General features: G+C 71.4%; 7 protein-coding genes. 1 reads left to right on the top strand and 6 read right to left on the bottom strand.

Annotation, left to right across the window (positions count from 1 at the left end):
• Nucleotides 1-52: 52 nt before the first annotated feature.
• The 6 genes from ACQPZF_RS18825 to sbnB form a co-directional block, all read right to left on the bottom strand.
• Nucleotides 53-280, bottom strand: coding sequence for an MbtH family protein (locus ACQPZF_RS18825; RefSeq protein WP_433273353.1), 228 nt, complete (start codon nucleotides 278-280; stop codon nucleotides 53-55).
• A 93-nt stretch (nucleotides 281-373) separates the two neighbouring features.
• Nucleotides 374-1,588, bottom strand: a complete 1,215-nt coding sequence (locus ACQPZF_RS18820; RefSeq protein WP_433273351.1) for a cytochrome P450 — start codon at nucleotides 1,586-1,588, stop codon at nucleotides 374-376.
• Nucleotides 1,589-1,605: 17 nt separating this feature from the next.
• Entirely contained in the window at nucleotides 1,606-2,418 is an 813-nt protein-coding gene (locus ACQPZF_RS18815) for an ABC transporter permease (protein ID WP_433273349.1), read from the bottom strand.
• Nucleotides 2,415-17,270, bottom strand: coding sequence for an amino acid adenylation domain-containing protein (locus tag ACQPZF_RS18810; RefSeq protein ID WP_433273347.1), 14,856 nt, complete (start codon nucleotides 17,268-17,270; stop codon nucleotides 2,415-2,417). The genes ACQPZF_RS18815 and ACQPZF_RS18810 overlap by 4 nt, the downstream gene beginning before the upstream one ends.
• Nucleotides 17,267-18,253 (bottom strand): 2,3-diaminopropionate biosynthesis protein SbnA, encoded by a 987-nt coding sequence (gene sbnA / locus ACQPZF_RS18805; RefSeq protein WP_433273345.1) that lies wholly within the window; start codon nucleotides 18,251-18,253, stop codon nucleotides 17,267-17,269. The genes ACQPZF_RS18810 and sbnA overlap by 4 nt, the downstream gene beginning before the upstream one ends.
• Nucleotides 18,254-18,289: 36 nt before the next feature.
• Nucleotides 18,290-19,318: a 2,3-diaminopropionate biosynthesis protein SbnB gene (sbnB, locus tag ACQPZF_RS18800; protein ID WP_433273343.1), complete on the bottom strand. Its 1,029-nt coding sequence runs from the start codon at nucleotides 19,316-19,318 to the stop codon at nucleotides 18,290-18,292.
• 373 nt (nucleotides 19,319-19,691) lie between these two features.
• Here sbnB and ACQPZF_RS18795 point away from each other — a divergent pair, with 373 nt between their 5' ends.
• A complete protein-coding gene (locus ACQPZF_RS18795) occupies nucleotides 19,692-21,284 on the top strand; it encodes a tryptophan halogenase family protein (RefSeq protein WP_433273341.1) in 1,593 nt (530 codons plus the stop codon).
• Nucleotides 21,285-21,304 lie beyond the last annotated feature (20 nt).

Here is a 21,304-nt window from a genome sequence, read left to right as displayed (position 1 = left end):
TGGGTCTTGTCGTAGGTCTTGCGGAGGCCGGAGACTTCGATCGCGAGGTCCATCAGCTAGCCTTGCTCTCGTTGCGGTCGTGCGCCTCGCGGAGGCTGCGGGGGCGCATGTCGGTCCAATTGTCCTCCACATAGGACAGTGCCGCGTCCCGCGTGGTCTCCTCCAGTGCCACGGTCCACCCGGCCGGCACGCGGGCGAACGCGGGCCACAGGCAGTGCTGGCCCTCGTCGTTCACCAGCACCAGAAACCGGCCGTCCTGGTCGTCAAAGGGGTTCGTCACTTCGGCTCTCCGTACCCTCGCGGTGGGAATGGACCCCAGTGGGTCAATGCTTTCGGCCGGCGCTGACAGCGCGCTGACGGATCGGTGATGGGCTCAGGCCCGCTCCGGCACGAGCCGGACCGGCAGGCTGCTGTACCCGTACACGAAGTTCGAGTACAGCCGGGTGCCCGGTCCGGGCACGCGGATCTCGGAGACCAGGTCGCGCAGGCCTTCCAGCACCGCCCCGACGTGCGCGCGGCCGAGGAACGCGCCCAGGCAGAAGTGCGGGCCGAAGCCGAACGCGATGTGCCGGTTGGGGGTGCGCGCCAGGTCGAACCGCGTCGGGTCGGGGAACACCTCCTCGTCGAAGTTCGCCGAGCTGTTCCACATCGTCACCACGTCGTCCGCGCGGATCGTCCGGCCGCCGAGTTCGACGTCCTCCACCGCGCGGCGGCCGAAGTGCATCGCCGGGGTGGTCCACCGCAGCACCTCTTCGGTGGCGGTGTCGACGCCCACCTCGCCGGACTTGAGCCGGCGCCACTGCTCGGGGTGCTGGGCCAGCGCGAGGATCGCGCCGATGGAGGACATCCGGCTGGACTCGTCCGCGCCGAGGATGAGGCTGTAGGAGTTGAAGACCACCTCGTCCTCGGCCAGCGGGGCGCCGTCGATCAGGCCGTTGGCCAACGCCGACAGCACGTCGTCACCGGGGTTGCGGCGCCGCTGCTCGGCCAGGTCGGAGAAGTAGAGCAGGATCTCGTTGCGCGCCAGCCACTCGTCCATCTGCGAGTCCTCGGAACTCACCCGGCTCAGCGTGCGGTTGTTCCAGTCCACCAGCCTGGCGCGGTCGGCGGTGGGCACGTCCATCAGGTCGCCGATGGTGTTGATCGGGATGTGGTCGGCGACGTCGGTCGCGAAGTCGCACTCGCCGCGCGCGATCACCGCCTCCAGCAAGGCCCTGGTGCGCTTGCGGACCTGCTCCGCCACGGCCTCCAGCAGCCGGGGCGAGAAGGACTTCAGCATCAGGTTGCGCACCGCGCGGTGCCGGGCCCCGTCCGTGACGGCGAGCATCTTGCCCGACGCGGAGTCGTTGCCCTGCAACAAGGTGGTCAGCACGTTGCCGCGCTCGGAGGTGAGCCGCTTGTTGTCTTTGTAGGCGGAGACGCAGTCGGCGTAGCGCGAGACGACCCAGAAGCCGGGCTGGTCGCCGCGCGGCTCGTTCCAGTGCACGGGGCGTTCCGCGCGCAGGGTGCGCCACAGCTCGGTGAGGTCGACGTCCAGGAACGTCTGCGGGTCGGCGAGGTCGGGGGTCGCCAGGTCGGCGGCGGTCATCTTCGGGCGTCCTTCTCTCAGGCGTTGCGGTAGCGGCGGACGCTCAGGTACGAGGTGACCAGGAACAGCGTGCCGAGCGACACCAGGATCACCGTGCTGGGGTTCTCCGCGGGGAAGCCGCCGCTGTCCGCGACGGGGTTGCCCCACAGTTCCCGGCAGGCGGCGATCACCGAGCTGACCGGGTTCCACTGGGCGATCGGCTGGATCCAGCCGGGCAGCTTCTCCACCGACAGGAAGCCCGTCGACATGAAGGAGAAGACGACCGCGACCAGGCCGCCGACGGACTCGATGGTCTCCAGGTTCTTCGACGCCATGCCCAGCAGCACGCCCACCCACAGCACCGTGAAGATGAACACGGCCACCAGGGCGAACCCGGCCAGCGTCTGGAGGAACCCGGTGTGCGAGCGCCAGCCGAACAGCAGCCCGAACGCGGTCACGACGGCCAGGCCGATCAGGCTGATCGCCAGGTCGGCGAGCGTGTGTCCGATCAGGACGGCGGACCGCGAGATGGGCAGCGACCGGAACCGGTCCACCAGGCCGCCCTGCACGTCCAGCGCCACGGCGATCGCGGTGGGGCCGATGCTGGCCAGACCGACCTGCATCACCACGCCGGCGAAGATGAACTCGATGTAGTTGGTGCTGCCGGGGATCTGGATCGCGTTGGAGAACAGGTAGCCCAGCGCGATCATGGTGATCAGCGGGTTGAGCGTGATGCCCACCAGCCGGCCGGGGTTGCGGCGCAGCCGCCGCAGCCGCCGGCCCGCGATGGCGAGCACCTCGGTGACCGGCGCGAGCGGTGTCTGCGCGGTCGGGACGTCGAGCGTGGTCACGGTCGTGCCTCCCCGATGTGGTTGCGCTGCACCCGGCGGAGCTCTTCCGCGACCGCCGCGCCGATCAGCGCCTGCGGCTCGGGGTGCATCATGTACTCGTGCCCACAGGGCACGCGGTGCGTGCGGATTTCGCCGCGGACGTGCGCGGTCCACGAGTCCGCCAGTTCGGCGACCTCGGCCTCGGACCGGTCCTCCACCGCGGCGAACAGCACCAGGTCGCCGTGGAACGTGCGCGGGGTGAACCGCTCCATGATCCGGCCGTGGTTGCGCACCACGGACAGCATCGCCAGGAGCCGCCGCTCCCCCAGTTCCGCCAACGGGTGCCGGTCGCGGCGCAGCACCTCAACCACGTCGCCGGGCTTGAGGTCGCGGTCCGCGAACTCCGCGCGGTCGTGGCCGATGACCTCCATGACCCGCAGCAGCAACTCGTTGTCGGTGACGTCCTCGTCCTCCGTGCCGGGGCGGTGCGGGTAGCCGTCCAGGTTCGCGACGAGCGCCACCTCGTCGCCGTTCTCCTGGAGCCGCACGGCCAGTTCCTGTGCCAGCACCCCGCCGAACGACCAGCCCAGCAGGTGGTACGGCCCTTGGGGCTGGACCTGCTTGAGGTAGCCCAGGTACTCCTCGGCCACCGCCTCGATGCTCGTCGGCAGCGGCGCGAGGTGGCCGACGCTCGGGGACTGGATGCCGTAGATCGGGACCTCCGGATCGATCGTGCGGGCCAGCCCGACGTACGGCAGGCTGGACCCGAGACCGCTGTGCAGCACGAACAGCGGCGGCCGGGAGCCGTCCGGCCGGATCGGCAGCACCACCGCGAACGGGTCGAGCGGGTCGTCCCGCGTCTCCAGGGCACGCACCTCGTCGAACACCCTGGCCACGGCGGACGCCCCGGCGGCGGGCACGTCCTGCTCCTCGACGACGCCCGCCAGCCCCTCGGCGGTCTTGTGCACGAAGACGTCCGCGATGGTGAACCGCAGCCCGGCCTTGCGCGCCCGGCTGACCACACCCGTGGCGAGCAGCGAGTGCCCGCCCAGCTCGAAGAAGTCGTCGTCCACCCGCACCTCGGGCACGCCGAGCACGTCGGCGAACACGTCGCACAGCAGCTTCTCGGCGGCCGTGCGCGGCTCGCGGGACGGTGTGCGGTCGGCGAAGTCGGGTGCGGGCAGCGCGGCCCGGTCGACCTTCCCGTTGGTGTTCAGCGGGAAGCGCTCCAAGGCGACCAGCGCGGACGGGATCATGTAGTCCGGCAGCGACTCGCCCAGTTTGCGCCGCACCGCCGCCGGTTGCGGCACGTCCGCGCCGACGAGGTACCCGACGAGCCGGCCGTTGTCCGCCACCACCACCGCGTCGGAGATCCCCGGCACGGCCCGCAGCGCGGCTTCCACCTCGCCCAGCTCGATCCGGAACCCGCGCACCTTGACCTGGTGGTCGCGGCGGCCCAGGAACTCGATCTCGCCGTCGTCGTCCCAGCGCACCACGTCGCCGGTGCGGTACATCCGGTCACCGGCCTCGCCGAACGGATCGGCCAGGAACCGGTCGGCGGTGAGCGCGGTCCGCTTGAGGTAGCCGCGGGCCAGGCCCTCGCCGCCGATGTACAGCTCGCCGGGCACGCCCGGCGGCACCGGCCGCAGCGAGTGGTCGAGCACGTAGACCTTGGTGTTGCTGATGGGCTTGCCGATGGTCGGCTTGCCTTCGTCCACTTCGGACACCGTGGACCAGATCGTGGTCTCGGTCGGCCCGTACATGTTGCGCACGTCGTTCGTCAGCTCGTGCAGCGACGCCGCCAGCGACTCGCTCAACGCCTCACCGCCGGTCAGGACGACACGCAGGCGGCGCAACGAGTCCGGGTCCGCGTCCACCAGCGCCTGCCACAGGCTCGGGGTGGCCTGCATGACGCTGGTCCGGGTGTCGACCACCATCGCGCCCAGTGCCAGCGGGTCGCGCACCACGTCGCGGTCGGCCACGATCAGCGTCGCACCGGACACCAGCGGCACGAAGATCTCCAGGTTCGAGATGTCGAAGCCGAACGTGGTGACCGCCATCAGCCGGTCGTCCCGGCTCATCGCGAGCCGCAGCCGCATGTCCGCGATCAGGTTGCGCAGCGCGCGGTGCGGGATCACGACCCCCTTGGGCTTGCCGGTCGAACCGGACGTGTAGATCACGTACGCCGGGTGCTCGGGCCGCAGCGGCGCGATCCGGTCCTTGTCGGTCACCTCCGCCGCGCCGCCCCGGCCGCGCAGGAGCTTGGCGACCTCCGGCGAGTCCAGCAGCAGGACCTCACCGGCCGCCGGCAGCGTCCCGGCCACGTCCGCCGTCGTGATGGTCAACGCCGGCTCCGCGTCGGCGAGGGTGAGCGCGATCCGCTCGGTCGGGTGCCCGGGGTCGATCGGCAGGAACGCCGCGCCCGTCTTGAGCACCGCGAGCGCCGACACGACCAGGTCCGTGGAGCGCGGCACGGCGATCGCCACGATCCGCTCCGGGCCCGCGCCGCGCCGGATCAGCTCGCGCGCCAGCCGGTTCGACCGCGCGCCGAGCTGCCGGTAGGTGAACTGGCCATCGGGGCCGACCAGCGCCGTCACGCCGGGGATCTGCTTGGTGCGGTTGGCCACCATGTCGGGCACCAGCGCGCGGCCCAGCTCGCGTGCGGTGTCGTTCCACTCCACCAGGACGCGGTGGCGTTCCTCGGGGCTGAGCACGTCCACGTCGCTCAGCGGCGCGTCCGGGTCGGCCACCACGGCGGCGAGCAGCCGGACCAGCCGTTGCGCCATGGTGTCCACAGTGGACTTGCGGAACAGGTCCGTGCGGTAGGCCAGGACGCCGTCCAGGCCCGCCGGGTTGCCGTCGAGCTGCCGTTCCACCAGGTCGAAGGTCAGGTCGAACTTCGACCGGCTCGCCTTCATCGGCTCGACGGCGGCGGTGACGCCGGGCAGCGCCTCGGTGGCGTCGTCGTCGTTCTGGAACGCCAGCATGACCTGGAACAGCGGGTGCCGGGACAGCGACCGGGTCGGGTTGAGGGCTTCGACCAGGTACTCGAACGGCAGGTCCTGGTGCGCGTACGCGGCCAGGTCGGTCTCCCGGACCCGGCGCACCAGCTCGCGGAACGTCGGGTCGCCGCCGGTGTCGGTGCGCAGCACCAGGGTGTTGACGAAGAAGCCGACCATCTCGTGCAGGGCCTCGTCGGTGCGGCCCGCGATCGGGCTGCCGAGCGGGATGTCCGTGCCCGCGCCGAGCTTGGTCAGCAACGCCGACACCGCCGCCTGCACGAGCATGAACACGCTCGCGCCGGTCTCGCGGGACAGCGCCAGCAGGCCGGCGTGCAGGTCCGGCGGGACGGCGAACTGGTGCACGTCGCCGTCGTGGTCGCTCACCGCCGACCTGGTGAAGTCCGTCGGCAGGTCCAGTTCCTCGGGCAGGTCCGCCAGCGCCTGCGTCCAGTAGGCGAGCTGCGCGGACAGCACGCTGCCCCGGTCCGACTCGCTGCCCAGCCATTCCCGCTGCCACACCGCGTAGTCCGCGTACTGCGCGGGCAGCGGCTCCCAGCTCGGGGCCTTGCCGGTGCGCCGGGCGGCGTAGGCGGTGGCCAGGTCGCGGGCGAGCGGGCCGGTGGACCAGCCGTCGAACGCGATGTGGTGGAACACCAGCAGCAGCACGTGCTCCTGCTCGTCCACCACGTAGAGCCGGGCCCGCAGCGCGGGTTCCGTGCCCAGGTCGAAGCCCCGGTCGACCTCCTCGGCCAACGTCCGCGCGATGTCGTCGGTGCGGTCGACCGCGAGCACCGGGCCCCGCGCGGGGAGCACCCGCTGGTACGGCACGCCGTCCACGTCGGGGAAGACGGTGCGCAGGATCTCGTTGCGCGCCACCACGTCGTCGACCGCCGCGCCGAGAGCCGCCACATCGAGGTCGCCCTTGAGCCGCACGGCCAGCGGGACGTTGTAGGTGCCCGTGGAGCCCTCTTCGAGCTTGTTGAGGAACCACAGCCGGCGTTGGGCGAACGACAGCGGCAGGCCGACGTCCCCGACGCGTTCCACCGGGCGCAGCGGGGGGCGGGCCGAGTCGGCCGCCGCCACCAGCCTGGCCAGCCCGGCGACCGTGCGGGCCTCGAACAACGCCCGCACCGGCAGTTCCACGTCCAGCACGGTCCGCACGCGGCTGACCACCCGCGTGGCGAGCAGCGAGTGCCCGCCCAGGTCGAAGAAGTCGTCCTCCACGCCGACCTCGGCGGTGCCCAGCACCTCGCCGAACACGCCGCACAGGATCTCCTCGACCGGCGTGCGCGGCCCACGGCTCCTCGTCGTGGCGGCCTCCGGCTCGGGCAGCGCCTTGCGGTCGACCTTCCCGTTGGGGGTCAGCGGAAGCGCGTCCAGCACCACCATCGCGGCCGGGACCATGTAGTCCGGCAGCGACTCGCCCAGCCGGTCCCGGACCGCCGACACGCTCAGGTCCGTGCCGGGCGCGGCGACGACGTACCCGACGAGCCGCTGGTGCCCGCCCTGGTCGCCGCTCACCGACACCGCCGCGTCGCCGACCTCGGGCACGGCGCGCAGCGCGGCTTCCACCTCGCCCAGTTCGATGCGGTGGCCCCGGATCTTCACCTGGTGGTCCCGCCGTTCCAGGAACTCAAGCTGCCCGTCCGGCCGCAGCACCACCCGGTCGCCGGTCCGGTACATGCGGGTGCCGACCTCGCCGTACGGGTCGGCGATGAACGTGACCGAGGTCTTGGCCCGGTCGTTCAGGTAGCCCCGGCCGACGCCGATGCCGCCGACGTACAGCTCGCCGGCCACGCCGGCGGGCACCGGGCGCAGGTCGTCGCCCAGCACGTACAGCCGGGTGTTGCGCACCGGGCGGCCGATCGGCACGCGGGTGTCGCCCAGCTCGTCGCCGGGCCGGATGAGCGCGTGCGTCACGTCGTCCGAGCACTCGGTCGGGCCGTAGGCGTTGACCAGCGGTATGTCCGGGTAGCGGGCGAACCAGCGGTGGCACAGGTCCGGCGGCAGCGCCTCACCCGTGACCACCAGCCGGCGCAGGCCGGTCAGGTCCGGTGTCTCCTCGGTGATGTCCCATGCGTCCAGCGCGGCGCGCAGCAGTGACGGGACGACCTCCAGGATCGTCACGCCCTCGTCGGGGATGGTGGCGAACAGGGCGTTCGGGTCGACGGCGGTGTCCCGCCCGGTGACCCGGACCCGGCCGCCCGCCATCAGCGCGGTCAGCATCTGCCACACCGAGATGTCGAACGTGACGGGCGCGTTGTGCACGATGGTGTCCACTTCGGACACTTCGAGGTCGTCCACCTTGCACCACAGGTGGTTCACCATGCCCCGGCGGTGCACCATCGCGCCCTTGGGCTTGCCGGTCGAGCCGGACGTGAAGATGACGTAGGCCAGGTCGTCCGGTTCTCCCCGCGCGGGCGCGAGTTCGGTGTCGACGGCGTCGTCCAGCACGACGATCTCGGTGCCGTCGGCCACTTCCCGCGCCAGGTCGAGGTGCGCCTGGTCCACCGCGATCGCCCGCGCGCCGCTGTCCGCCAGCAGCGCGGCGATCCGGGCCACGGGAGCCTGCACGTCCAGCGGCACGTACCCGCCGCCCGCGCCCAGCGCACCCAGGACCGCCGTGACGAAGCCGATGCCGGGCGCCGCCAGCACGGCCGTGAGCCCGTCACCGGGAACCCGGCGGGAGAACGCGCTCGCCCGGCCGACCAGCTCGGCGTACGTGACGCCGGAGTGGTCGTCCACGACCGCCACCGCGTCCGGCTGTGCCGAGGCCAGCTCCCGAACGCGCTCCACCACGCCCTGGTAGGCCTGCGGCTTGACGGGACCGGTGCCCGCCCGCAGCACCGCAGCGTGTTCCTCGGCGTCGAGCACGTCCACCCGGCTCAGCCGCGCGGCCGGATCGGCGACCACCATCCGCAGGAAGTCCACCAGTCGCCGGGAAAGCCGCCGGGCGGACGCCTCGGTGAACAGCTCGGTGCTGTACTCCAGGATGCCGTGCATCCCGGACGGCACGCCCTCGGCGTACCGCTCCTCCAACAGCACGGTGAAGTCGAACTTCGCCCGCTGCGACCGCACCGGCTCCACCCGACCGGACAGGCCGGGCAGCGTCAGCGGGATGTCGTCGCTGGTCTGCAAGGCGAGCATGACCTGGAACAGCGGCTGCTTGTTGAGCGAGCGCTCCGGGTTGAGCCGGTCCACCAGGTGCTCGAACGGCACGTCCTGGTGCTGGTAGGCGGCCAGGTTGGTGTCCCGCACCCGGTGCAGCAGCTCCTGGAACGTCGGGTCGCCGCTGGTGTCGGTGCGCAGCACGAGGGTGTTGACGAAGAAGCCGATCAGGTCGGCCAACTCGTCGTCGGTGCGCCCGGCGGTGGGCGTGCCGAGCGGGATGTCGTGGCCCGCGCCCAACTTCGTCAGCAGCGCCGACAGAGCCGCCTGGAAGACCATGAACACGCTCGCGCCGGTGTCGCGGGCCAGCGCCACGATCCCGTGGTACAGCTCGGCGTCCACCTCGAACCGCAGCTCGTCGCCGTCGTAGTTGCTCACCGCCGGGCGGGCGAAGTCGGTCGGCAGGTCCAGTTCCTCCGGCACACCGGCCAGCGCCTGGGTCCAGTACCCGAGCTGGCGTGCCAGCAGGCTTTCCTGGTCGTGCTCGTCGCCGAGCAGTTCCCGCTGCCACAACGCGTAGTCCGCGTACTGCACGTCGAGCGGCGCCCACTCCGGCTTGCGGCCGGCGACCCGTGCCCGGTAAGCCGTGGCGAGGTCCTTGACCAGCGGCCCGATCGACCAGCCGTCGAACGCGATGTGGTGGAACACCAGCAGCAGCACGTGTTCGGCCGGCGCGACGCCGTAGAGGTGCGCCCGCATCACGGGTTCCGCGGCGAGGTCGAAGCCGCGGTCGGCCTCGGCGGTCAGCACGGCCTGGAGATCCGCTTCGGGCAGCCGGGTCAGCGGCAGCTCCGGGTAGTCGGCGGGCACGTCCACCACCCGCTGGAACGGCTCGCCCTCGACGTCCGGGAACACCGAGCGCAGGATCTCGTGCCGCGCCGCCAGGTCCCGCAACGCGCCACGCAGCGCGGGCACGTCCAGGTCGCCGTTGAGCCGGATCGCCATCGGCACGTTGTAGGTGCCGGTCGTGCCGTCCTCGAACTTGTCCAGGAACCACAGCCGGGTCTGCGCGTAGGACAGCGGGATCCGCTCGCCGCGCACGGCGGGCCGCAGCGGCGGGCGGGCGTCGGACGCGCCGACCACCTGCTCCGCGACCCCGGCGACCGTGCGCGCCTCGAACAGCGCCCGGATCGGCAGCTCGACGCCCAGCGCGGCCCGTGCCCGGCTGATCACCTTGGTGGCCAGCAGGGAGTGCCCGCCGAGCGCGAAGAAGTCGTCGTCGATGCCGACCTGCGGCAGTTGCAGCACGTCCGCGAAGACGCCGGCCAGGATCTCCTCGACGGGGTTGCGGGGGCCGCGGCCACGGGTCTGGCCCGGGTAGTCCGGTGCGGGCAGCGCCTTGCGGTCCAGTTTCCCCTGCGGGGTCAGCGGCAGCTCGTCCAGCACCACCAGCGCCGACGGCACCATGTACTCGGGCAGCGCTTCCACCAGGTTCTCCCGCAGACCCGCCGGCACGGTGTTCCCGTCCTGGTCGGTCACCAGGTACGCGACGAGCTTGCGGTCTCCTTCTGTCGTCCGGTTGTCGGCTTCGCCGACGGAGTCCTCACGGACGATCGCGACGGCCAACGTCACGTCGGGGTGCGCCAACAGCACGGACTCGATCTCGCCCAGCTCGATCCGGAACCCGCGGAGCTGCACCTGGTCGTCGGCGCGGCCGAGGTAGTCGAGTTCCCCACCCGGCAGCCACTTCACCAGGTCGCCGGTCCGGTACATGCGGTCGCCCGGCGCGCCGAACGGGTCGGCGATGAACCGCTCGGCGGTCAGCCCCGGCCGGTTCAGGTAGCCGCGCGCCAGCCCGCCGCTCACGTACAGCTCGCCCGTGACGCCCGCCGGAACGGGTTGCAGCAGCGAGTCGAGCACGTAGACGCGGTGGGCGGCGGTCGGGATCCCGATCGGCGGTTTGGGACCAGGGGTCAGCGGACCGCCGACGGTGGCCGCCAACACGGATTCCGTGGGGCCGTAGCCGTTGAACATCCGGTGCGTGGCCGACCACCGCGCGACCACCTCCGGTGGGCACGCCTCACCCGCCACGACCATGGTCAGGTCGTCGGGCAGCTTGGTGCCCTCGGGCATCCCACCCGCGACGACCGGCGGCAGTGCGGCCAGGTTCACGCCGTTGTCGTTGATCAGGTCGATCAGCGCCTGACCCGGTCCGCGCGCGTCGTCCCCCGCGACGACCACCGTACCGCCGCCGCACAGCGCCAGCCCCATCTCCCAGACGGTCGCGTCGAAGCTGTAGGACGCGAACTGCAACACCCGCGTGTCGGACGTGACGTGGAACTTGTCGATCAGGCTGAGCACCATCGCGACGAAGCCCGCGTGGTCCACCACGACGCCCTTGGGCTTGCCCGTCGAGCCGGACGTGTAGATCACGTACGACGGGTGGTGCGGACGCAGCGGCGCGATCCGGTGCGCGTCGGTCAGGTTGCCGTCCGGGTAGGCGGCGAAGTCCACCGCGTCGACCGCGACCACTTCGACGTCCACGTTCAGCGTCGCCGCGACGTCCACTGTGGACAGCAGCACGGACGGCCGGGCGTCGGCGACCATGTAGTCCACCCGGTCGGCCGGGTACTTGGCGTCGATCGGCAGGTAGGACGCCCCCGCCTTGAGCACGCCGAGCACCGCGACCAGCATCTCCAGCGAACGGGGCATCGCCAGCGCGACAACGCCTTCCGGCCCGACGCCGCGGGCGACGAGCAGCCGGGCGACCTGGTTGGCGCGGGTGTTCAGCTCGGCGTACGTCAGCGGCGTGCCCTGGAAGACGGCCGCGACCGCGTCCGGGGCCTCGGCGGCACGCGCCTCGAACAGGTCCGTGACCACGACGTCCGGGGTCTCGGCGATCCGACCGCCCCAGCCGTCCAGGATCTGCGCCCGCTCGTCGGCGGACAGCAGGTCGACGTGCGCGACGGCGGTGTCCGACTCGGCGACGAGGATGTGCAGGAGCCGCGTGAACCGGTCCACGATGGACTTGATCGCCGGTTCGTCGAAGATGTCGGACCGGTACTGGGCGAGCAGGCGGATCTCCTCGCCGGGGTACACCGACAGCGCGAACGGGTACTCGGCGACCAGCCGCCCTTCGGCGTCGACCAGCCGGACGCCGGGGATCAGCCCGGACAGGCCGTCGGTGTCCATCGGGTAGTTGTGGAAGCTCACCACGGTGTCGAACAGCTCGCCGACGCCGACGAGCTGCTGCACCTCGGCCAACCCGAGGTGGTGGTGCGGGGCCAGGTCGAACTGCTCGTCCTGCACGCGGGCCAGCAGGTCGGCGATCGGCGCGGCCGGGTCGAGCCTCACCCGCACCGGCAGGGTGTTGAGGAACAGGCCGACCATCGACTCCATGCCGGGCAGGTCGACGGGCCGGCCGGAGTGCACCGCGCCGAACACCACGTCGTCGCGACCGGTCAGCCTGCCCAGCAGGATCGCCCACGCACCCTGCATGACCGTGTTGAGCGTGAGGCCGCGGGCACGGGCCCAGCGGGACAGCTCCTCGGTGAACCCGGCGGGCAGGTCGACGGTGATCGAGGCGGGCGAGTCGGTGACGCGGGGCCGTTCGTCGGGGCCGATCCGGGTCGGCTCGCCGATGCCGTGCAGCGCGGTCCGCCACGCCTCGCGCGCCGCCTCCCCGTCCTGGCGGGCGAGCCATTCCAGGTAGTCGCGGGACGGCGCGACGGGCGGCAGCGCGGCCAGGTCCGCGCCGTTCGCGGTGAGCGTGAACAGCTCCTTGGCGAAGATCGGCATGGACCAGCCGTCGACCAGGATGTGGTGCACGGCCCAGATCAGCCGGAACCGGTCGACGCCCGTGCGGACCACGGTGAACCGCAGCAGCGGCGGGTCGGCCATGTCGAACCGGCGCACCCAGTCCTCGTCGGTGAGCCGCCGCAGCTCGTGGTCGGCGTCGGCCGGGTCCATGCCGGTGAGGTCGATCTCCTCCCACGGCAGGGCGGCGGTCGCCGGGACCACCTGCACCGCGTCGCCGGACGACCGCGAGTGGAACGACGCGCGCAGGTTGGGGTGCCTGCGCAGCAACGCCTCCGCCGCCGCCCGGAACGCGCCGACGTCGAGCGGGCCTTCGACGTCGACCACCACCTGGAGGGTGTAGACGTCCGCGCCGTCGCGGTCGAACTCGGCCTGGAACAGCAGGCCCTTCTGCAACGGCGACAGCGGCAGGACGTCCTGCACCGCGCCGGTCTCGCGTTCGAGGTCGGCGATCTCGCGCTCGGTCAGCGCCACCAGGTCGAAGTCGGACGGGCTGTGCCCGCCCGCGCCCGGCAGGGTGGCGTGCTCCACGAACGCCGTCAGCGCCCGGAACCACGTCCGCGCGATGTCCTCCACGTCGGCGTCGGACAGCAGGCCGTCGGCCCACAGCCAGTCCGCGACGAGGTGCGGGCCGTGCGGTCCGTCCTCGGTGACCGGCGTGACCGCGATCGCGTGCCGCAGCGGCATGTCCGGGCTCACGCCCGTGCCGACGACGGACGTGCCCGCGTCGAGCGACCACTCCCCCGCCGTCCCGCCGGCCGTGAACCGGCCCAGGTAGTTGAAGCCGATCTGCGGTGTGCCGTACCGGGCGAGCGCGCCCACGGTCTGCGGGTTCAGGTAGCGCAGCAGACCGAAGCCGATGCCGTGGTCGGGCAGCGCGCGCAACTGCTCCTTGACCCGCTTGATCGCCGTGCCCGCGCTCGTGCCGCCCGCCCACAGGTCGGCGCGGTCCAGCTCGCCGGGGTCCACGCGCAGCGGGAACACGCTGGTGAACCAGCCGACCGTGCGGGACAGGTCGACGTCGTCCACCACCTGCTCGCGGCCGTGGCCCTCCACCTCCACCAGCACGGCGGAGTCGGTGACGCCGAGCCGCTTGCGACGCCAGTCCGCGACCGCGACCGCGAGGCCCGCGAGCAGCACGTCGTTGATCTCGGCGTGGAACACGGCGGGCACCTTGGTCAGCAGCGCGGCGGTCTGCTCGGTCGGCAGCACCAGCCGCAGCGACCGGGCCGTGCCGTAGGTGTCCCGGCCCGGGTCGAGCGGTCGGCTGCCGAGTCGGGGTTCGGCGGGCTGGACCTGCGCCGTCCACAGCGGCAGTTCGGTGACGCGGGAGCCGGAGCGGGCGTGTTCGGCCAGCACCTTGGCCCAGCGCCGGTAGGAGGTGCCGACGGGCTGGAGCGCCCGGCCCGCCATGGCGTCCGCGAGGTCGGGCACGATGATCCGCCACGACACGCCGTCGACCACGAGGTGGTGCACGACCAGCACCAGCCGCGCGGTGGTCCCGGAGTCGACCAGGACCGCCTGCAGGACACGGCCTTCCTCCGGCGCGAGGCCCGCACGGGCCCGTGCGACCTCCTCCGCGACGATCTCGTCCACATCGTCCACTTCGGACACCGGGACACGGCGGACCAGCCTGGTGGCGCGGATCTCGCCCACCGGCAGCGTTTCCATGGTCCACAGGCCGGGCAGCGGCACGGACAGCTTCGCACGCAGCGCGTCGTGGTGGTCGATCACGGTCTGGATCGCGCCCGCCAGCTTGACCAGGTCCAGGCCGGTGGGCACGTGCAGCACCACGTGCTGGCTGTACTGGCGGGTGCTCGGCGACAGCTCGGCCAGGTCCTCGCGGAGCTGGTGCGCGATCGGCGTCAGCTCGACCTCGCCCACGCCGTCGTCGGCCACGACCGCGGTCTCGGCGGCGTTCTTGGCGACGGCCGCGATCGCGGCGGGCGTGCGGTGCTTCATCACCTCGCGGGAGGTGAACACGACGCCGGCGCGCCGGGCGCGGCTGACCACCTGGATGGAGCTGATGCTGTCGCCGCCCAGGGTGAAGAAGTCGTCGTCCACGCCGACGTCGCGCAGCCCCAGCACCTCGGCCATGACCTCGCACAGCACTCGTTCGCGCGGCGAGCGCGGCGCACGGGCCGGGCCGCTCGCCACCTCGGGCACGGGCAGCGCCTTGCGGTCGACCTTGCCGTGCGCGGTGAGCGGCATGGCGTCCAGCTCGACGAACGCCGAGGGCACCAGGTACTCGGGCAGCAGCTCCCCGAGCCGGGCGCGCAGGTCACCGGGCGACCGGTCGGCCACCACGTACCCGACCAGCCGCTTGCCGCCCGCCTCACCGACGACCTGCACGGCCGCGTCGGACACCTCCGGCAGACCGCGCAGGGCCGCCTCGACCTCACCCAGCTCGATCCGGTGGCCGCGCACCTTCACCTGGTGGTCACGGCGTTCCAGGAACTCCAACTGCCCGTCCTCGCGGCGCACCACGCGGTCGCCGGTGCGGTACATCCGGCCGCCGTTGAACGGGTCCGCGAGGAACGTGGCCGAGGTGCGCTTCGGGTCGCCGAGGTAGCCCCGGCCCACGCCGACACCGCCCACGTACAGCTCGCCGGGCACGCCGGTCGGCACCGGGCCGAGGTCGTCACCCAGCACGTACAGGGTGGTGTTGCGGACCGCACGGCCGATCGGCACGCGCACACCGCCGGTCGCGTCGTCCACCGTGACGAACGCGTGCGTCACGTCGTCGGAGCACTCCGTCGGGCCGTAGGCGTTGACCACCGGCACGGTCGGGAAGCGGGCGAACCAGCGCAGGCACAGGTCCGGCGGCAGCGCCTCGCCGGTGACCACCAGCGAGCGCAGCGACGGCAGCTTCGGCCGGGCCGCCACGATGTCCCACGCGTCCAGGGCGGCGCGCAGCAGCGACGGCACGACCTCCAGCACGGTGATCCGCTCGTTGGCGACCAGCCCGAACAGCAGCTCCGGGTCGGCCGCCGTCTCCCGGCCGACGACCCGCACCCGGCCGCCCGCGACCAGCGGCGCGAGCATCTGCCACACCGAGATGTCGAACGTCAGCGGCGCGTTCTGCACCACGCTGTCGGCGTCGGCCAGGCCCAGGTCCTCCACCTTGGCCAGCAGGTGGTTCACCATGCCGCGGCGGTGCACCATCGCGCCCTTGGGCTTGCCGGTCGAGCCGGACGTGAAGATCACGTAGGCCAGGTCGTCCGGTTCCCCGCGCACCGGCGCGAGTTCCGCGTCCTCGGCGTCGTCCAGCACGATGAAGTCGACGCCCAGCTCGATCGCCGACGCGCGGTGCGCCGGGTCCACGACGAGCAGCACGACCCCGTTGTCGCGCACCAGTTCCGCGGTGCGGGCGAGCGGCGCGCGGGTGTCCAGCGGGACGTACGCCCCGCCCGCGCCCAACGCGCCGAGCACGGCGGAGACGAAGCCCGCGCCCGGCGCGGCGAGAACACCCACGAGGGTCGGGGGCAGTTTGCGGGACAGGGCGCTCGCGCGGGCGACCAGCGTCGCGTAGCTGACGTCGAAGTCGTCCTCCACCACGGCGATCGCGTCCGGCCGTTCGGCGGCGAACGCCCGGACCTGCTCCACCACGTCGGTGAACGGGTCGGCGTGGGACTCGCCGACGGTCGCGCCCAGCCACTCGGCGCGTTCGTCCTCGGCGAGGACTTCCAGGCGCGCCAGGGGTTCTTCGTCCGACGCGTGCGCGAAGCGGTCCAGGAACGCCGCGAACCGGGCGAGGTGCGCTTCGGCTTCGGCTCCGGTGTACAGCTCCGGGTTGCCGTTGAGGTGGACCTCCAGCCCGCCGTCGGGCGCGTCCACCACGGTGATCATCAGGTCTTCGATGAGCCCGGTCGACAGGTTGTTCACCTCGACCTCGCACGCACCCAGCGCGAAGGTCGTCTGCTGCGGCAGGATGTTGACGAACGGGCCGAACGGCCGCCGGTCGTCACCGGCCAGCCCCATGGCGCGGCGGATGCGGCTGACCCGGTGGCGCTGGTGCTTGAGCACCTGCATCAGCTCGCGCGAGGTCCGGCGCAGCAGGTCCGACCGGGTGTCATCGGGCCGCACCCGGACCCGCAGCGGCAGGTAGTTGGCGACCATTCCGGGCACGGCGCGCATCGTGGCGCCCATCCGGGCGGTCGCGGGCAGGGTCAGCAGCACGTCGCCCACGCCGGTGAGGCGCTGGGTGTAGACGGCGACGGCGGACAGCACGACGGCGGGCCAGGTCGACGTGGCGCGGGTCGCCAGGTCGCGCAGCGCCGTCGCGGTGTCGGCGGACAGCACGGCGGTGCGCCGCAGGAACCCGCGCACCTCGGGGCCGGTGGCCGTGCGGGTGGACAGGCTCACCAGGTCCGGCGTCGTGTCGAACCGGCGTGCCCAGAAGTCCTTGTCCTTCACGGCGGCGGGCGAGTCCTCGTAGGCGCGTTCGCCGGCCAGCAACGCGCTCAGCGGCGGGATCGGTGTGCCGTCGACCCCGCCGTACAGCTCCGCCAGGCGCCGCCAGAACACAACCTGGCTGTAGCCGTCGCAGAGCAGGTGGTGGATCCGCATGTAGAAGAAGTGCCGGTGCTCCGCGACCTTGATCACGGCGAACCGGAACAGCGGGAACTCGTCCAGCTCGAACGGCGTCGCCAGGTCGGCGGCCATCCAGTCGGCCGCCTCGTCGGCGGTGAGTTCCAGGTGGGTCAGCGGAAGCGTCACCAGCGGGGTCACCACCTGCGCCGGCGCGCCGTCCACCTCCAGGTACCGGGTGCGCGTGCACTCGGCCTCGTCGACCAGCCCGCGCGCGGCGGCGACCAGCGCCGGGACGTCCAGCGGGCCGCGGATGTCCAGGTAGCCCGCCGAGTTGTAAGCGACGCCCCGCCCGTTGAGCTTCTCGTCGAACCAGATCTCGGCCTGTCCGGCGGAAAGGGGCAACGCGTCGGTCATGGCATTCTCCTCGCAAGCGTCGCGGCCTCCTGCTCGCCGAGCAGGTCCGCGCCGTAGATGTCCGCGATCCACTGGTCGTGGTAGACGGTGTCCAGGTAGCGCTCGCCCATGTCCGGCGCGATCGCGACAGCCGTCACGTCGCCGTCGTGGCGGGCGAGCCACGCGGTCGCGCCGGACAGCACCGTGCCGGTCGACCCGCCGAACAGGAACCCGTTCCGCAGCAGGGTTCTACAGGCCCGGACGGTGTCCGCCTCGGCCACGTGCAGCACTTCGTCCACAAAGGACTCGTCCAGCAGCGGCGGGCGGACGCTGGTGCCCAGGCCGGGCAGCATCCGGGGCTGCGCGGGCGTGCCGAAGGTGACCGAGCCGACGCTGTCGATGGCGACGACCCGCACCGACGGCTTGTTCTCCCGGAAGTAGCGGGCGCAGCCCATCAGCGTGCCGGTGCTGCCCGCGCCGATGAAGACGACGTCCACTTCGGGGAAGCTCTTCAGGATCTCCGGGCCGGTCGTCTGGTAGTGCGCCATCCAGTTGCCGGGGTTGGCGTACTGGTTGAGCCACAGGTGGTCCGCGCGCTCGGCGACCAGGTCCTTGACGAACCGGATGCGCGCGCCGAGGAACCCGTCCTGCGGGTGCGGCTCGGTGATCACGTGGACCTCCGCGCCCAGCGCCGCCATGAGCTGGCGGGTCGACAGGTTGCAGCGGGTGTCGGTGACGCACAGGAACCGGTAGCCCCGGCTGGCCGCCACCAGGGACAGCGCCACGCCGAGGTTGCCCGACGAGCTCTCGACCAGCGTGGTGCCCGCGCGCAGCGCGCCGCTGCGGGCCGCCGCCGACACCATCTCGTTGGCGGCCTTGAGCTTGATCGAGCCGGCGAAGTTGAAGCCTTCGCACTTCAGGTACAGCGGGTGGCCCGAGAGCCGCCGGAGGTCCACGTAGAGGTCGTCCACGTTGAACTCCTGGGGCGTGGATATCACTGGCATGAGCCGACTCCTAGGCGAGGTCCACGGGCAGGCGGCTCATCGCTTGCCGTAGCGGTGAAGGTCGTAGAAGAAGTCCTCCACGACGGCGAGGTCGCCCGCCCGCGACACCTCGTCGTAGACGTGCTTGCCGACCGCCAGGTCGAGGACGCCCAGCCCGAACGGCGAGAACACCAGCGGCCGGTCGGCGCCGGGCCGCACCGCGCCGGTCATCACGTCGTACAAGGTGCCGGACAGGAAGTCGCGGTTGCCGGTGAGCTGCTCGGCCAGGTGCGGCGAGGTGTTCGCCTTGAGGCAGTGCTCCACGTCGTCCACCACGTTGGCGGCGGACAGGATCACCTCGGGCGACAGGTCGCGCAGGGACACGTGCAGCACCAGCGGGTTGTGGTCGAACCACGTCGGGTCGGTGACGTGCGGCGTGCCCGCGATGGTCGCGAAGACCACCAGGTCGCTGTCCCGGATCACGCTCTCCACGCTGCCGTGGACCTTCGTGCGGCCACCGGCGGTCTCATCCACGTAGGACCGGAAGCCCTCCGCCGAGGCGGCGCTGAGGTCGTGGATGCCGACCTCCTCGAACGTCCAGCCGGTGGTGTGCAGGTAGGTGTGGATGTAGCGGGCGATCAGGCCGGTGCCGACGAACCCGACCTTCGTCGGGCGGCCCCGGTCGCGGGACAGCCAGTCGGCGGCGAGGGCGGCGGAGGCGGCGGTCCGGACGGCGCTCACGATGGAGCTCTCCAGGCAGGCGATCGGGTAGCCGGTGCGCCGGTCGTTGAGAATCAGCACGGCCGAGGCGCGGGGCAGGCCCTCGGCGACGTTCCCGGGGAAGCTGGAGATCCACTTCACGCCGTGCACGCCGATGTCGCCGCCGACCGACGCGGGCAGGGCGATGATCCGCGACGCCGGGTCCTCCGGAAAGCGCAGGAAATAGGACGGCGGATTGACCGTGTCGCCCTCCCCGTGCACCCGGTAGGCCGCCTCGATCAGTTCGAGGACATGCTTCTCCCGCCCTTGCAAAACCTCGTTCACCTGGGCACCGGAAATCACTGCGAAGGCAGGAGTCACCGCCATGTCCCTTCACTCGACAGCCGCGGTCCCGGATCGACCGGCGGTCCCGGAGAAGATGCTGGCGAACGTGGCTGACAACCCGCTGACATGGGGCTGACGAGTCGTAGCCGAGACCTCTTCGACCATGCCGACCTGCGGTTACGGCGGCCGCCGACGATCTACCGGGGTGCGGTAGAGAAAATATATAGAAACTCCGGCCGGCCACCACCGCGGAACATTGACAGGCTCAACAAAGCGTGTCTAGGGTTCCGTTCCAGCCGATTCGAGCGAATACTTCCGGGCACCTGCCCCCGAAACACCGCCCTCGAACACTGGCGACACCGGCGAACGTCGTTCCGCGACCTTTGTCGTGATCATGACGGGAGGACATTTCTCGATGGAAGATCGTAGGATCAGGAAAGTCGTCGTGCTCGGTGGCGGCACCGCCGGCTGGATGGCCGCGTCGTACCTCGGCAAGGCGCTGGGCCCGGCCGTGACCATCACCGTGCTGGAGGCGCCCGCGATCCCCAAGATCGGCGTGGGCGAGGCGACCGTGCCCAACCTGCACAAGACGTTCTTCGACTTCCTCGGCATCGCCGAGGAGGACTGGATGCGGGAGTGCAACGCCAGCTTCAAGATGGGCATCAAGTTCACCAACTGGCGCACGCCCGGCCGGGGTGAGGCGACCGCCCGCCCGTACGGCGACACGGTGGACCACTACTACCACCTGTTCGGCCTGCTGCCCAACCACGAGAACCAGCCGCTGTCGCACTACTGGACGCACAAGAAGCTGAGCGGCCAGAGCGACGAGCCGTTCGACTACGCCTGCTACCGCGAGCCCCCGATCATGGACCAGAACCTCTCCCCCAGGTTCATGGACGGGACCAAGTGGACCAACTACGCGTGGCACTTCGACGCGAACCTGGTCGCCGACTTCCTCCGGCGCTTCGCGACCACCAAGCAGGGCGCGATCCACATCGAGGACAAGATGACCGAGGCGGTCATCAACCAGAAGGGCCACGTGTCGGCCCTCAAGACCGAGCAGGGCCGCACCATCGAGGGCGACCTGTTCATCGACTGCTCCGGCTTCCGCGGCCTGCTCATCAACCAGGCCATGAAGGAGCCGTTCCTGGACATGAGCGACCACCTGCTCAACGACAGCGCGGTCGCCACCCAGATCCCGCACGACGACGAGGCCGAGGGCGTCGAGCCGTACACCGGTTCGATCGCCATGTCGTCCGGGTGGTCGTGGAAGATCCCCATGCTGGGGCGGTTCGGCACCGGCTACGTGTTCTCCTCCCGGTTCCAGTCGCGGGACGAGGCGACGCTGGAGTTCTGCAACATGTGGGGCGTGGACCCCGAGACCCAGCCGCTGAACCAGATCAAGTTCCGCGTCGGCCGCAACCGGCGGGCGTGGGTGAAGAACGTCGTGTCGATCGGCCTGGCGTCCTGCTTCCTGGAGCCGCTGGAGTCGACCGGCATCTACTTCGTGTACGCGGCGCTGTACCAGCTCGCGAAGCACTTCCCGGACAAGAACTTCGACTCGATCCTGCAGGACCGCTTCAACGCGGAGATCGAGACGATGTTCGACGACTCGCGTGACTTCGTGCAGGGCCACTTCAGCTTCGCGCCGCGCAACGACACGGCGTTCTGGCAGGCGTGCAAGGAACTGGAGCTGGCGCCGGACTTCCAGGAGAAGGTCCGGATGTACAAGGCCGGACTCGCGGTGAACATGCCCATCACCGACGAGTCGACGTACTACGCGAACTTCGACGCGGAGTTCCGCAACTTCTGGAACAACTCCAACTACTACTGCATCTTCGCCGGCCTGGAGTACCTGCCCGACCACACCCTGCCGTCCCTGGCGGCGCGGCCGGAGGTGCTCGACTCGGCGGAGCAGGTGTTCGCGGACATCAAGCGGAAGCAGAAGGAACTCATGGCCTCGCTGCCCTCGACCCACGAGTACCTGAAGCAACTGCACGGCAAGTAGCCCCACCGCAGAGGCCCGCC

Source organism: Actinosynnema sp. CS-041913, from assembly GCF_050942485.1.
In the GTDB taxonomy this organism is placed as follows: Bacteria; Actinomycetota; Actinomycetes; order Mycobacteriales; family Pseudonocardiaceae; genus Actinosynnema.
This window is presented reverse-complemented; position numbering and strand designations above follow the sequence as displayed.

What these genes read in the sequence shown, in the direction of transcription:
- ACQPZF_RS18820 (WP_433273351.1), bottom strand. Translation starts at nt 1,588, where the DNA reads ATGACCGCCGCCGACCTGGCGACCCCCGACCTCGCCGACCCGCAGACG.
- ACQPZF_RS18795 (WP_433273341.1), top strand. Translation starts at nt 19,692, where the DNA reads ATGGAAGATCGTAGGATCAGGAAAGTCGTCGTGCTCGGTGGCGGCACC.
- sbnB (WP_433273343.1), bottom strand. Translation starts at nt 19,318, where the DNA reads ATGGCGGTGACTCCTGCCTTCGCAGTGATTTCCGGTGCCCAGGTGAAC.
- ACQPZF_RS18810 (WP_433273347.1), bottom strand. Translation starts at nt 17,270, where the DNA reads ATGACCGACGCGTTGCCCCTTTCCGCCGGACAGGCCGAGATCTGGTTC.
- sbnA (WP_433273345.1), bottom strand. Translation starts at nt 18,253, where the DNA reads ATGCCAGTGATATCCACGCCCCAGGAGTTCAACGTGGACGACCTCTAC.